A 14919-nucleotide genomic window follows, 5' to 3' on the forward strand; every position below is an offset into this window, starting at 1 on the left:
ATGGATATCTTATTTCTATTTTTGATGGTAATTGGCTTTATGCTGGTTGGCGTGCCAATTGCTATTTCGCTGGGCCTTTCTAGTGTTCTTTTCCTTTTAATGCATTCGGATGCCTCTTTAGCGTCAGTTGCTCAAACGCTGTTTAATGCATTCGCGGGCCACTACACGCTATTGGCTATTCCATTCTTTATATTGGCTTCAAGCTTTATGTCGACGGGTGGCGTAGCAAAGCGGATAATTCGTTTCGCCATTGCCATTGTAGGCTGGTTCCGCGGCGGTTTGGCGATGGCTTCGGTTGTAGCGTGTATGATGTTTGCCGCGTTGTCAGGTTCCTCACCTGCAACGGTTGTTGCCATAGGTAGTATTGTTATCGCAGGTATGATCAAAAACGGTTACTCAAAAGAGTTTGCCTCTGGGGTAATTTGTAACGCAGGTACGCTAGGGATTTTGATCCCACCTTCGATTGTGATGGTGGTGTATGCAGCCGCAACAGATGTGTCAGTTGGACGTATGTTCCTTGGTGGTGTGATTCCCGGTTTGCTGGCGGGTGTCATGTTGATGATCGCGATTTACATTGCCGCGAGAATCAAGAACCTTCCAAAACAGCCTTTTGTCGGTTGGAAAGAAACCTTCGATGCCGCCAAGGATGCAAGCTGGGGCTTGTTGTTGGTCGTCATCATTCTTGGTGGTATCTATGGCGGTATCTTTACGCCGACAGAAGCCGCTGCGGTTGCTGCTGTGTACTCATTCTTTATTGCTAACTTTGTATACAAAGACATGGGGCCATTTGCAGACAAGAAAAACACTAAACCTGCGCTCGTTAAAATCTTCCAAACCTTTGTTCATAAAGACACGAAACACACCCTGTATGAAGCGGGCAAACTCACCATCATGCTGTTGTTCATCATTGCTAATGCCTTAATTTTGAAGCATGTTTTAACGGAAGAACGCATCCCGCAAATGATCACCGAGTCGATGCTCTCGGCTGGTCTCGGACCCATCACTTTCTTGATTGTGGTGAACGTCTTGTTGTTGATTGGTGGTCAGTTCATGGAGCCATCAGGCTTGTTGATCATTGTTGCGCCGCTCGTGTTCCCAATTGCGATTGCATTAGGCATAGACCCAATTCATTTGGGCATAATGATGGTGGTGAATATGGAGATAGGAATGATAACGCCGCCCGTGGGTCTTAACTTATTTGTGACCGCTGGTGTTGCCAAAATGTCGATGATGAACGTAGTGAAGGCAGCATTACCTTGGGTTGGAGTGATGTTCTTATTCCTAATTATCGTCACATATGTACCATGGGTATCGACTTGGTTGCCTACTACCTTGATGGGGCCGGAGATCATTACCAAGTAATGGAAGCCAGAAAGTAGAAAGAGGTGTGAGAATTCACACCTCTTCATCTATTGATTTGTAACAAGTTTTGCGCGGGTCTGAATTAATTCGACGTTCATAGTGTCGCCACCTCTTTTTATTTTTACGACGCTCTTCACCGAGTCTTCTCTCTTCTTGATAGCAACCGTCTACGAGCACGGTATCTGTAACAATCGGTATTCTCACTTTTTCGTTCATATCTATAACAACCATGATGAACCCGTTGTTAAAAATTATGATTCAAGTTGAGTATAATGCCAGCTATTTGAACGTGTTTTATTTGTAAAGGTCTTTATTTATTTGGTAGCGCTGCATCTTGTCGTAAAGAGTTTTTCTTGGCACATTCAATTGGCACATTGTCTGTTTAATACTACCATTGTTTTCTAATAAAGCGCCTTCAATGGCTGCTCTCTCAAACTCCGCCACTTGCTCTGCAAGGCTTGAGGAAGACTTAGCAACTGGGTTCGATTCTCCCAACTGAATTAACTTACCCAATAGCACAAAACGCTCTGCAGCATTTCTGAGTTCTCGAACATTGCCAGGCCAGTCATGGCTCATCAGTTGCGCTAGATCTTGGGGTGACAAGCTAGGTGAGCTTTTGCCATAACGTGAAGCTGCTACCAACAGAAAGTGGTGAAAGAGGGCGGGAATGTCTTCTTTTCGTTCGCGTAGTGGCGGGAGATCCAGGGTCACGACATTGAGCCGATAATAGAGGTCCTGACGGAAAGTACCTTCTTCAGCTGCGTGTTTTAAATCGACCTTTGTTGCGGCAATCACTCGAATATCTAAAGGCAATAATTCATTGGAACCGACACGCTCAATCACGCGCTCTTGTAATACCCTCAATAAACGAATTTGGGCTTGGATAGGCATCGACTCGATCTCATCCAAGAAAAGTGTGCCGCCTTGTGCAAACTCAAATTTACCGATACGACGGCTTTCGGCGCCAGTGAATGCGCCTTTTTCATGGCCGTAGAGTTCACTCTCAATTAAGTTCTCTGGAACCGCTCCACAATTTACGGCGACAAAGTTTTGGTTCCGGCGAGAGCTTTGCTCATGTAAAGAGCGAGCGATTAACTCTTTCCCTGTACCGGTCTCACCAAACAATAAAATATCGGCGTCGGTATCGGCGATTTGGGTGATGGTCTCTCGTAATATTTGGATGCTAGAGGTTTCACCAATAACTCGTGGACCAAGGGTTTTACTGGCTTTAAGTGACAGGCGCAGTTTTTCATTTTCATTGGTTAGTTTGCGCTTCTCAATCGCCCGCTTAACCGTTTCAACCAAATGTTCTGGCGCAAAAGGTTTCTCAATAAAGTCGTAAGCGCCTTGATGAAGGGCTTGCACAGCCATGGAAATATCACCGTGTCCCGTGATCATGATGACGGGTAAGTTTGCATCGCGTTGAGTCAAAGTTGTCAGCATATCCATACCAGAAATGCCCGGCAAACAGATATCAGTGACCACGACGCCAGCTTCTTCTCCTTGCTGCATCGCTATTAAAGCCGATTCTGCATCCACAAAAAACTTGGCGTCGATATCCGCCAGTTCAAAGGTCTGTTCTATAGCGAGTCTGAGATCGGCCTCATCATCAATAAAAAACACCTGACACATGATCTTATCCTTTTGATGGTTCAGTGTTGTAAGAAGTGATAGGTAAACACAATGAGAATCGAGCGCCGCCTTGTTCTCGATTATGGGCACATAATTTTCCATTCATACTGGCTAAGATTTGTTGCGAGATAGAGAGACCCAAACCTAAACCGTTCAGTTTAGTGGTTAGAAACGGCTCACATAAATCAGAAAGTGAGAAAGAGCCAAGCCCTGGGCCATTATCATCAACATGAATCCAAACCAAATCAGTGTGCTCATCGTGTTCTACAGATAATTCTACCTGTTTGTCTTGTTGCTCTTTGAGTGCTTCTATCGCATTAGTCAGTAAATTGACCAACACTTGCTCCAGTTGAATAATATTGATCTGCACTTCAACATCATGCTCTGGCAAATTTGTTTCTAACGTGACGCGCCCTGATTTAAATGTGGGCTTCATCAGTTCTTTTACAGAGGCTATCACAGGGAACAATCGAGATTGAGCCAACTCGTCACCACTGGTTTTTTTGGCGAAAGAGCGAAGTTGCTGACTGATATTTGCCATACGGTCAGTGAGAGCAGAAATGCGAGTGAGATTATCTTCCACTCGCTCATATTTTTCTTTTTTTAGAAACAGCTTGCCGTTCTCCGAAAAGCTACGAATTGCCGCAAGTGGATTATTCAGTTCATGGCTGATACTGGCCGACATTTGTCCTAACACCGCGAGTTTCGCTGCTTGCACCAATTCGTCTTGAGTAACGCGTAAAGTTTGCTCGGTATCGATACGCTGTGCGATCTCCGCTTGCAACTCGGCAGTCCGTGCCATGACTTGATATTCCAACTTTTGATTTGCTTCTTGTTGAATTCGTTCAAGTTGCAAGTGACGCTGTTGACGGTGATAGATAAGCTGACCAATTAAAAACAAAACCATGAATGCTAGAGTGAGTACAAAGATGTAACCCATGGTGAACCAAACGATCGACTGTTTAGGAGACAGCACACGAATAGTCAGTTTGAGTTCGGGAAGGGGCAGCGAAGAGACCACCAAGGTTCCTTTATTGTATGGGTAACCCTGTTTAAGCTCAGAATGCACCTCGTCCAAACTACCCACTAATCCAAGCGTTTCAATTGGCGCATCAAGATATTGTTGGCTTGCCCAAACTTGCTTTTTCTCTTTTTTTGTCAGTGGCTGTAAGCTTTTGAGTAGCCATTCACTTCGGCTACTCATGAAAACAATTCCGTATGGGTCGCTGGCGACAAAAACACTGTTAGGTTGCTGCCAGTTGTCCTCTATCTTACTTAGGTCCATCTTCACCACGACGACACCAAGTACACCGCCAGCGTATACGATGGGATAAGAATAGTAGTAGCCACGTTTACCAGATGTTGAGCCCAGTGCGTAGTATTGGCTTCGTTTACCTACAATGGCTTGTTTGAAATAAGGTCGAAATGCAAAATTTCGACCGATAAAGGAGCGCTCTTTACGCCAGTTGCTGGCCGCGATCGTTGTACCCCATTGATCGATTAAGTACGTATCCGCTGCTTCAATCACGCCATTAACGGACTCTAAATACCGATTAGTGATTTCCAGTTGCGCACTGTTGTTGGGGTGCTGAAGCGCTTGATAAAGAGGATCATCTTTAGCGAGAAGATTTGGGATATGGGCGTACTTATCGAGTTTATTTTTTATATGGCCAGAAAATTGCTCCAGCTGTGATTGGTGTTTATCAAGTAGAGATTGATAACTGGTCTGCCAAACCCAATGGCCACCGATAATTGCGGACAGGAAATAGAAAGCAAAAAATGTCAGCAGAATCCGTTTTTTTTGCGACATCCTTACACTCCTTACAACTTCCTTTGGTCACGTAAGAAAATGTTAATAGTTTGTAGGAAGGATTAGGGATTTAGTTTTCAACTCTGTGGAGTAAAACAAGAGCAAGATCTCTTTTTAGGCTTTTCGATAAAAAAACCGGTCGATTCTCTTGAAAAAGTCGCTATTGTCCCCATTCTAGATATGCTGGCGATGCTTAGACGGTGTCTGAATCGCATTTTTGAAGAAAAAATGGGTCAGCATTCGAGAATTTAGCGCAGACAATGTCCACATAGTGGCTATTGGCTCGACAGGGTTGCGACAGATCGCTAGAATGTCGCGTCTAAAAATTCTGTCCTGAGGCTAATAGGAGATACCTTTGGTTATTTTATCGAAGATATCACTGATTAGTCCGGTACTGACAACCAGTATCGATACTCGATTTTAAATTAGGTGTTCGGACAGAACACTACACAAGGATGAAGCGTAAGCTCCTCTGAGTTTCGCTCATACGCTCGGAAAACCGAGCCACTTTAGAGGTTTATATATAATGCAAGTTACTGTTGAAACGCTAGAGGGCCTAGAGCGCCGTCTAAACATTACTGTTCCAGCTGCAAACATCGAAGACGCTGTAACAGCTGAACTACGCAACATCGCTAAAAACCGTCGTTTCGATGGTTTCCGTAAGGGTAAAGTGCCTCTAAAAATGGTTGCTAAGATGTACGGCAAAGCAGTACGTCAAGACGTTCTTGGTGAAGTAATGCAACGCCACTTCATCGAAGCTATCGTTAAAGAGAAAATCAACCCAGCTGGCGCTCCAACTTTCGCTCCTGTAGAGAACAAAGAAGGTTCAGACCTAGTTTTCACTGCAACTTTTGAAGTTTACCCAGAAGTTGAGCTTAAAGGCCTAGAGAGCATCACTGTTGAAAAACCACTAACAGAAGTTAAAGATGCAGACGTAGAAGAGATGATCGATACTCTACGTAAGCAACAAGCAACTTGGGTTGAAGTTGAAGAAGCAGCAGAAGATGGCAAACGCGTAAGCATCGACTTCGTTGGTTCTATCGACGGTGAAGAGTTCGAAGGCGGTAAAGCTGAGAACTTCCCTCTAGAAATGGGTGCTGGTCGCATGATCCCTGGTTTCGAAGACGGTATCGCAGGTAAAACTGCTGGTATGGAATTCGACATCGACGTGACTTTCCCAGAAGATTACCACGCTGAAAACCTAAAAGGTAAAGCAGCTAAGTTCGCAATCAAAGTGAACAAAGTTGAAGCTCGTGAACTTCCAGAACTAAACGACGAGTTCGTTGCTAAGTTCGGTGTTGTTGAAGGTGGTGTTGAAGCACTTAAAGCTGAAGTTCGTAAGAACATGGAACGCGAACTTAAGCAAGCTGTTAAGAACCGCATCAAAGAGCAAGCGATTGACGGTCTAGTTGAGCAAAACGACATCAACGTACCATCAGCGCTTATCGAGCAAGAAATCCAAGTTCTACGTCAACAAGCTGCACAACGCTTCGGTGGTAACCCAGAAGCTGCTGCTCAGCTTCCACGTGAACTGTTCGAAGAACAAGCTAAACGTCGCGTAGTTGTTGGTCTTCTACTAGGTGAAGTAATCAAATCTGAAGAGCTAAAAGCGGACGACGAGAAAGTTAAAGCTCTAATCGAAGAAATGGCTACTGCATACGAAGATCCATCAGAAGTTATTGCTTACTACGAGCAAAACGAAGAAATGATGAACAACATGCGCAACGTAGCTCTAGAAGAGCAAGCAATCGACGCGATCATCGCTAAAGCACAGGTTTCTGAGAAAGAAGTAGGCTTCAACGAGCTACTTAACCAACAACAACCTGCTGCTTAATAAGCAATATCTTGCGTAGAAGGTTGACTTAACGTTAACTATTCTGCTAACAATGGTCCGTATGATAGTCATCATCCGGGCCATTTATTTTAGGGACATAAGAATATGAGCTACCAAGAAAAAAATGCAATGTCGCCAATTATGGACGCGCTAGTACCAATGGTGGTTGAACAAACTTCCCGAGGCGAACGCTCTTACGACATCTACTCACGTCTGCTGAAAGAGCGCGTGATTTTTTTAACGGGTCAAGTGGAAGACCACATGGCAAACCTTGTCGTGGCTCAGCTACTTTTCCTAGAATCTGAAAATCCAGATAAAGATATTTTCCTATACATCAACTCGCCAGGCGGCAGCGTAACAGCTGGTATGTCTATTTACGATACCATGCAGTTCATTAAGCCAAATGTCAGCACTGTGTGTATGGGTCAAGCATGTTCAATGGGTGCCTTCCTGCTTGCAGGTGGTGCGCCAGGTAAGCGTTACGTACTGCCTAACTCTCGTGTAATGATCCACCAACCATTGGGTGGTTTCCAGGGTCAAGCTTCTGATATCCAAATCCATGCTCAGGAAATCCTGACGATTAAACAGAAGCTAAACAAGTTGTTAGCAGAACATACAGGCCAACCTCTTGAAGTCATTGAGCGCGATACTGATCGTGATAACTTCATGTCATCAGAGCAGGCTGTGGAATACGGTATCGTGGATGCAGTGTTAAGCCACCGTGGCGAGTAATTAGCCAGCGCATTTTGGCAAAAATTGATATACACTCATTCATGAAGAGTAAAGGCTAAGAGGTTAGCGAATGACAGATAAAAGCAAAGAAAGTGGCAGCGGTAAATTGCTGTACTGTTCTTTCTGCGGCAAAAGTCAGCACGAAGTTCGCAAGCTAATCGCAGGTCCGTCAGTGTACATTTGCGACGAATGTGTCGACTTATGTAACGATATTATTCGCGAAGAAATCAAGGATGTTCTCCCTAAGAAAGAATCTGAAGCGTTACCAACGCCAAAACAGATCCGTGAACACCTTGATGACTATGTGATCGGGCAAGATTACGCGAAAAAAGTGCTCGCAGTTGCGGTATATAACCACTACAAGCGTTTACGCAATGGTGATACAACGAGCGAAGGTGTGGAGCTTGGTAAGAGTAACATCCTTCTAATTGGTCCTACAGGTAGCGGTAAAACACTACTTGCGGAGACATTAGCTCGATTCTTGGATGTGCCATTTACAATGGCAGACGCGACGACACTAACCGAAGCCGGTTACGTAGGTGAAGACGTTGAAAACATCATCCAAAAGCTTCTGCAAAAATGTGATTACGATGTAGCTAAAGCGGAACGCGGCATCGTTTACATTGATGAAATTGATAAGATTTCACGCAAAGCTGAAAACCCATCTATTACGCGTGACGTATCTGGTGAAGGTGTTCAGCAGGCGCTACTAAAACTTATCGAAGGTACGGTTGCATCGGTTCCACCTCAAGGTGGTCGTAAGCATCCTCAGCAAGAATTCCTACAAGTGGACACATCTAAGATCCTGTTCATCTGTGGTGGTGCTTTTGCTGGCTTAGACAAAGTGATTGAGCAGCGTGTTGCAACAGGTACAGGTATTGGCTTTGGTGCTGAAGTTCGTTCGAAGAATGAATCGAAGACGGTAGGTGAGCTATTTACTCAAGTTGAACCTGAAGACTTAGTGAAGTACGGCCTCATTCCAGAATTCATTGGTCGTCTACCTGTAACAACAACACTGACTGAGCTTGATGAAGAAGCGTTGATTCAGATCCTATGTGAACCGAAGAACGCACTGACCAAGCAATATGCAGCATTGTTTGAGCTAGAAAACGCCGAACTTGAATTCCGTGAAGATGCGCTGCGCGCTATCGCGAAAAAAGCAATGGAGCGTAAAACAGGTGCTCGTGGCTTACGCTCGATTCTTGAAGGCGTGCTACTTGAAACCATGTACGAATTACCATCTGCAACAGACGTTAGTAAAGTCGTGATTGATGAGTCCGTCATTAATGGCGAGTCAGAGCCACTGCTTATTTACAGTAACGCAGACAATCAGGCAGCTGGAGCAGAGTAAATTCAGCCATAATGAAAAAGGAGGTAAGTAATTACCTCCTTTTTTTATTTCTCTTATTGAATCCAAACAATTAGCCCCCATATACTGCCTTAAGTAATACGTTAAACGTGAAAGCGGAAGAGAGAATTATATGAACTTGGAACGTTCCGAGCGTATCGAGATCCCGGTACTACCTCTACGTGACGTAGTGGTCTACCCACACATGGTTATTCCATTGTTTGTTGGTCGTGAGAAATCGATTAGCTGTCTAGAAACGGCGATGGAAACCAACAAACAAGTTCTTCTTGTGGCACAAAAGCAAGCGGATACTGACGAGCCTACGGTTGACGACCTATTTGACGTAGGTACGGTAGCCACCATTCTCCAGCTCTTGAAGCTTCCGGATGGCACAGTAAAAGTATTGGTCGAAGGCCAGCAGCGAGCAAAAATCAATCACTTTAAAGAGAGTGACTTCTTCCTAGCGGAAGCTGAATTTGTTGTTACGCCAGAATTGGATGAGCGTGAGCAAGAAGTGATTGTTCGCAGCGCGATTAATCAGTTTGAAGGGTTCATTAAGCTAAACAAGAAGATTCCACCAGAAGTGCTAACGTCACTTAATGGTATCGACGAAGCCGCACGCTTAGCGGATACCATTGCGGCTCATATGCCGTTAAAGTTGGTGGATAAGCAGCAAGTGCTTGAAATTGTTGACGTCACTGAGCGTCTGGAATTCCTGATGGGCCAGATGGAATCAGAGATCGACTTGCTGCAAGTTGAAAAACGAATTCGTGGTCGCGTTAAAAAGCAAATGGAAAAATCTCAGCGTGAGTATTATCTGAATGAGCAAATGAAAGCGATTCAGAAAGAACTTGGTGAGATGGAAGACGCACCAGACGAGTTCGAAACGCTACAGAAGAAGATTGACGAATCAAAAATGCCTCAAGAGGCACGTGAAAAGACAGAGCAAGAGCTGCAAAAGCTTAAGATGATGTCTCCAATGTCTGCTGAAGCAACAGTGGTTCGTAGCTACATCGATTGGATGGTCAGCGTTCCTTGGGCTAAGCGCTCAAAAGTTAAGAAAAACTTAGCGAAAGCAGAAGAGGTTCTTAATGAAGATCACTACGGTCTAGAACGCGTCAAAGAACGTATCCTTGAATACCTGGCTGTTCAAAACCGTATCAACAAGCTAAAAGGTCCTATCCTTTGTCTTGTTGGTCCTCCTGGTGTAGGTAAAACGTCTCTTGGTCGTTCAATTGCTTCAGCTACAGGCCGTAAGTATGTTCGTATGGCGTTGGGTGGTGTGCGTGATGAAGCGGAAATTCGTGGTCACCGTCGTACTTATATCGGCTCATTACCAGGCAAATTGATCCAGAAGATGTCGAAGGTTGGTGTGAAGAACCCGCTGTTCTTATTGGACGAAATCGACAAAATGTCTTCCGATATGCGTGGTGATCCGGCATCGGCTCTACTAGAAGTACTTGATCCTGAACAGAATAACTCGTTCAACGATCACTACCTAGAAGTGGATTACGATCTCTCTGACGTTATGTTTGTTGCGACATCGAACTCGATGAACATCCCGGGTCCATTGTTAGACCGTATGGAAGTTATTCGTTTATCTGGTTACACCGAAGACGAGAAGCTGAACATTGCAAAACGTCACCTTGTTGATAAACAAGTGAAGCGTAATGGCTTGAAAGCGGATGAGATCGTCATTGAAGATTCTGCGATTATTGGCATCATTCGTTACTACACGCGTGAAGCGGGTGTCCGTAACTTAGAGCGTGAGATTTCTAAGATCTGCCGTAAAGCGGTGAAGAACATCTTGCTGGATAAGGACATCAAGTCAGTAACGGTAACGATGGACAACCTAAAAGAGTACTTAGGTGTTCAACGTTTCGATTACGGTAAAGCGGATGAAAGTAACCGAATTGGTCAAGTAACTGGCCTAGCTTGGACCGAAGTGGGTGGCGATCTATTAACGATTGAAACTCAATCAATGCCAGGTAAAGGTAAGCTGACACAAACGGGTTCTCTTGGTGATGTGATGCAAGAGTCTATCCAAGCAGCAATGACAGTGGTTCGCTCTCGTGCAGAAAAGCTAGGTATCAATACTGACTTCTACGAGAAGAAAGATATTCACGTACACGTCCCGGAAGGCGCGACACCAAAAGATGGCCCAAGTGCGGGTACAGCAATGTGTACAGCATTGGTTTCTTCTCTAACAGGCAACCCTGTGAAAGCAGAAGTAGCGATGACGGGTGAAATCACACTGCGTGGTGAGGTTCTACCTATCGGCGGCCTAAAAGAGAAGTTACTTGCGGCACACCGTGGTGGCATTAAGACAGTGCTAATTCCAAAAGATAACGAGCGTGATTTGGAAGAGATTCCTGATAATGTTATCGCGGATCTGGAAGTTATCCCTGTACAGTGGATTGATGAAGTACTGAAAGTCGCACTAGAGCGAGACCCGACGGGCGTTGAGTTTGAGTCTCAAAAATAGTGATGTGTAGCAAAAATAAGTAAAAGTTTACGCTGATAAGCCCAAAAAGGCTTGTCAGCGTTTTTTTTGGGCGCTAAGTTAGTTTCGATAGCTGCCAGCCCTTGATGAATAAGGGGTGGAGCATATTTTCTTAACAATGGAACGAAAGTCATCACAAAAATAATCACAGATGACACAAAGGGGAAATTACAGTGAATAAAACTCAGTTAGTAGAACAAATCGCAGAAAATGCAGATATTTCTAAAGCGTCAGCGGGTCGTGCTCTAGATGCATTCATCGAAGCAGTAAGCGGAACTCTTCAATCTGGTGATCAAGTCGCTCTAGTTGGCTTTGGTACATTCAGCGTTCGCACTCGTGCTGCACGTACTGGTCGTAACCCAAAAACTGGTGAAGAAATCCAAATCGCAGAAGCAAAAGTACCAGCTTTCAAAGCTGGTAAAGCACTGAAAGACGCTTGTAACTAATCACGGCGTTTTTCTGTAACCGGCCATTTGCTTAACTTTTGCTCAAACAATAAGTTTCGAACAAAAATTTACAAACTTCGAGCCGAACTTTCTTAAATTATGCGCATCATACTGATGCGCATTTCTTTTTCTGATATTATTGCGCCATTATTTCTATTAGATAGAAGCAGTAGGCTTCAATTGTGGAGAGCAGTTAAATTATGATGGATCGACTACGCGAAGGCGTGAATAGCATCGCGGTCAAAATTATCCTTGGACTTATCATCCTGTCTTTCGTATTTGCAGGTGTAGGTAGCTACATCGTTGGTGGTAGCAACAACTCTGCAGCGAAAGTCGGTAACACTGAGATTCCTCGTGGTGAGTTCGAGATGGCATACCAAAATGAGCGTAACCGTATGCAAGCTCAGTTGGGTGACTACTTCTCTCAAATGCTGGCTGACCCTGCATATGTTGAATCTTTCCGCAAATCCGTTTTAGATCGAATGATCAATGACGTGTTGCTTGACCAACAAGCTGAAGCTTTGGGGCTGCGAATCAGCGACACTCAAGTGCGTAGCATGATTCTAGACATGCCTCAGTTCCAATCTAATGGTCAGTTTGATCAAGAGATCTATCAAGCTTCTTTGCGTCGTGCAGGCTTTTCGCCAGACTCTTTTGCTGAGTACATGCGTCGTGAATTGGTTCGTGAGCAACTGCTGAATGCGCTACAAAACAGTGAATTTATTCTGCCGGGTGAAGTACAAGCAGAAGGCAAGCTGTTCACTCAAACTCGTGATATTCGCACGATTCAGATCGACTTAGCGGAGTTTGCGAAAAATATTGAATTGACCGACGAAGAAATTCAAGAGTACTACAAAGCAAACCCAGACAACTTTACACGTCCAGAGCAGGTTAAAGTCTCTTACATCGAACTGTCAGCTGAAGCGCTAAAGGAACAAGTTAATGTTTCTGATGCTGAGGTGAAAAAGTACTACGACGAGCACTTAAACAAATACTCTTCAGAAGAGCAACGCCGTGTCGCTCACATTCTTGTAGAAGGGGACGATGAAGCAAAAGCGCAAGCTATCCTAGATGAGCTAAACGCGGGTGCAGACTTTGCGACGCTTGCTCAAGAGAAATCTGACGATTTTGGCAGCGCTGAAAACGGTGGTGACCTAGGTTGGATTGAGCGTGATGTGATGGACCCTGCTTTTGAAGAAGCGGCATTCGCACTGAAGAATCCTGGCGATATGTCGGGTCTAGTAAAGTCGGACTTTGGCTATCACATTATCAAGCTTGAAGAGCTAAAAGATTCTGTGGCGAAGCCATTTGAAGAAGTCGCTGCTGAAATCAAACAAGAGATGGTTGACCAACAAGCGATCGATCAATTCTACGAGTTGCAAAATGAGCTTGAGCGTGTAGCGTTTGAATACCCAGACTCATTGTATGATGCTTCTCAAGCGGTTAACCAAGAAGTGAAGACAACAGACTTTATTTCTCAGGTTGACGCACCTGAAGTGCTTCGTAGCCCTGCGGTAATGCAAGCTATCCTAAGCCCTGAAGTTAAAGAAGATGGCCTAAACTCTGAAGCTATCGAAGTTGCGCCTGAGCATGTTATCGTTGTTCGTGTTGAAGATGCGCGTGACGAGACAGTTCTTCCACTAGAAGAAGTGAAAGATCAGGTTGTTGCAGAGCTATCTCGTGTTAAAGGTGAGCAAGAAGCGATGGAACTTGGAACACAAGTCGTTGCGGCATTGAAAGAAGGTAAGACGAACGTGCTTGCTGAAAACAATCTTGCCTTTGGTGAACAAGAGACAGTAGATCGTCGTTCTCCGTTGGCAACAACGGTATTCGCGATGGCAAAACCAGTCGATGGTAAACCAGTATACGGTCAGTCTAAAGATCTTGAAGGTAACATCATTATCATCGAGCTTGATGCTGTAAACGCAGAGCTAGATAGTGAGTTAGAAGATCAAGTTGCGATGCAAATGCAGCGTGCATCTTCTCAGCAAGATTTATCATCTGTACTAGCCGTACTGCGTGCAAATACTGACATTGAGTACTTTGTTGTGAGCAACTAAGCACAATTAGTGTAATTTGTATGTTGAATAAAACGGACCGCATAAGCGGTCCGTTTTATTTTTGTCTTTATGAACTTCAATCATCAATAGGCATTACTTAAATTAGTGCGCGTTTAAGTGATAGCGGCCGTTGTGAATTCCGGGTCATCTCAGTTTGTTAAATGCATAACCATATTGCTTTCCATTGCAAACTTGATAGTGACTCGCTCTCGACGACTGTTTTTAGCCTACTATTTTGGAGATTGTATGTTCAATATGAAATGGATTTTGACATTGTGCTTATTTGTTTTTGCACCTTTTAGCATGGCTGCGGATTCAGCCACTGACAAATATGAAGGAATTGAAATTACTGTAAATATCAACACGGCCACTGCTGAAGAAATTGCGACCATGTTGAAAGGTATAGGTGAGAAGAAAGCGCAGAGTATAGTGGACTACCGCGAGGAACATGGCCCTTTTAAAACGGCAGCAGATTTGAAGAGCGTAAAAGGCATAGGTGAAGCGACAGTTAAGAAAAACGAAGACCGCATTTTACTGTAGCTTGATGTATTGCAGATATTGAGTCTGAATTCAGAACAATATCTGTTTCCCTATTACTGCTTTCCCGAACCAGCCCCTCTTTCGTGGTTCGGGATTTTTTATCCGAATAAACGACGGCGAAGGCCTTTTTCCAGTAAAGCCATTACTAACCCACCGAGTGCGCCAAACATATGAGCATCAATAGCAACGTTTGCACCGATAAGCTCAGCAGTACTGCTGGATGGGCCATAGACCTGCTCCCATGCTACTTTGGCGATTAGTCCTCCAACTAACAACACACTGCTTCTTCTGCTTTCAAAGACTTCTCTGAGCGCCCAAAATCCAAACAATCCGTGTAATACGCCGGATAAACCCACGTATACCGACATGTTGGTAAACAAATTCAGCGCACCAACACATGCACATAAGATTGAAAAAACGATAAGGAAGTTACGAGTGCTTGGGCGAAAAATAAAAGTAATGATCCACAATCCGGCGAGGTTCATTCCTAAGTGCGCAAAGTTGGTATGTGTGAGATTTCCTGTTACGATTCGCCACCATTCACCATGGCGTATATTGTAGCTGTGCCACTCGGTTAGGCTTGCCATTGGTTCAAATTGAAGTATCAAACAGATCACGCTGATAATACTCAGCAAGGTATAAAGGTTCACTC

At 44.3% G+C, this 14919-nt stretch carries 12 protein-coding genes; 8 read left to right on the forward strand and 4 right to left on the reverse strand.

All coding sequences use genetic code 11. The features are described from left to right. Entirely contained in the window at window positions 1-1362 is a 1362-nt protein-coding gene (locus tag R7P64_RS16835) for a TRAP transporter large permease (protein ID WP_005382255.1), read from the forward strand. 33 nt (window positions 1363-1395) lie between these two features. On the opposite strand, the gene R7P64_RS16840 is transcribed toward R7P64_RS16835, so the two are convergent. From R7P64_RS16840 to R7P64_RS16850, 3 genes are all read right to left on the reverse strand, one after another. Then, window positions 1396-1578, reverse strand: coding sequence for a hypothetical protein (locus R7P64_RS16840; RefSeq protein ID WP_080276915.1), 183 nt, complete (start codon window positions 1576-1578; stop codon window positions 1396-1398). A gap of 78 nt (window positions 1579-1656) precedes the next feature. After that, entirely contained in the window at window positions 1657-2994 is a 1338-nt protein-coding gene (locus R7P64_RS16845) for a sigma-54-dependent transcriptional regulator (RefSeq protein ID WP_017819922.1), read from the reverse strand. Window positions 2995-2998: 4 nt separating this feature from the next. Then, window positions 2999-4804 (reverse strand): ATP-binding protein, encoded by a 1806-nt coding sequence (locus R7P64_RS16850; RefSeq protein ID WP_222712396.1) that lies wholly within the window; start codon window positions 4802-4804, stop codon window positions 2999-3001. Window positions 4805-5330: 526 nt separating this feature from the next. Here R7P64_RS16850 and tig point away from each other — a divergent pair. The 7 genes from tig (at window position 5331) to R7P64_RS16885 (ending at window position 14267) form a co-directional block, all read left to right on the forward strand. Next, a complete protein-coding gene (tig, locus tag R7P64_RS16855; RefSeq protein ID WP_005382251.1) occupies window positions 5331-6638 on the forward strand; it encodes a trigger factor in 1308 nt (435 codons plus the stop codon). A 105-nt stretch (window positions 6639-6743) separates the two neighbouring features. Then, the gene (gene clpP, locus R7P64_RS16860) at window positions 6744-7370 is read left to right on the forward strand and encodes an ATP-dependent Clp endopeptidase proteolytic subunit ClpP (RefSeq protein WP_005382347.1); all 627 of its coding nucleotides are present in this window, start codon (window positions 6744-6746) and stop codon (window positions 7368-7370) included. A 70-nt stretch (window positions 7371-7440) separates the two neighbouring features. Next, a complete protein-coding gene (gene clpX / locus R7P64_RS16865) occupies window positions 7441-8721 on the forward strand; it encodes an ATP-dependent protease ATP-binding subunit ClpX (protein WP_005382345.1) in 1281 nt (426 codons plus the stop codon). 130 nt (window positions 8722-8851) lie between these two features. Further along, window positions 8852-11203 (forward strand): endopeptidase La, encoded by a 2352-nt coding sequence (lon, locus tag R7P64_RS16870; RefSeq protein ID WP_005382343.1) that lies wholly within the window; start codon window positions 8852-8854, stop codon window positions 11201-11203. Window positions 11204-11394: 191 nt separating this feature from the next. Further along, window positions 11395-11667: an HU family DNA-binding protein gene (locus R7P64_RS16875; RefSeq protein WP_005382341.1), complete on the forward strand. Its 273-nt coding sequence runs from the start codon at window positions 11395-11397 to the stop codon at window positions 11665-11667. 200 nt (window positions 11668-11867) lie between these two features. Continuing rightward, on the forward strand, window positions 11868-13727 hold the full coding sequence (ppiD, locus tag R7P64_RS16880; protein WP_318123728.1) for a peptidylprolyl isomerase: 1860 nt from the start codon (window positions 11868-11870) through the stop codon (window positions 13725-13727). Window positions 13728-13982: 255 nt separating this feature from the next. After that, window positions 13983-14267, forward strand: a complete 285-nt coding sequence (locus R7P64_RS16885) for a ComEA family DNA-binding protein (RefSeq protein WP_031777211.1) — start codon at window positions 13983-13985, stop codon at window positions 14265-14267. Window positions 14268-14365: 98 nt separating this feature from the next. On the opposite strand, the gene rrtA is transcribed toward R7P64_RS16885, so the two are convergent. Next, complete coding sequence (gene rrtA / locus R7P64_RS16890) at window positions 14366-14917, reverse strand: rhombosortase (protein ID WP_005382331.1); 552 nt, start codon at window positions 14915-14917, stop codon at window positions 14366-14368. Window positions 14918-14919: the final 2 nt, after the last annotated feature.

The organism is Vibrio sp. 2304, assembly GCF_033339475.1.
GTDB classification, from domain to species: domain Bacteria; phylum Pseudomonadota; class Gammaproteobacteria; order Enterobacterales; family Vibrionaceae; genus Vibrio; species Vibrio alginolyticus.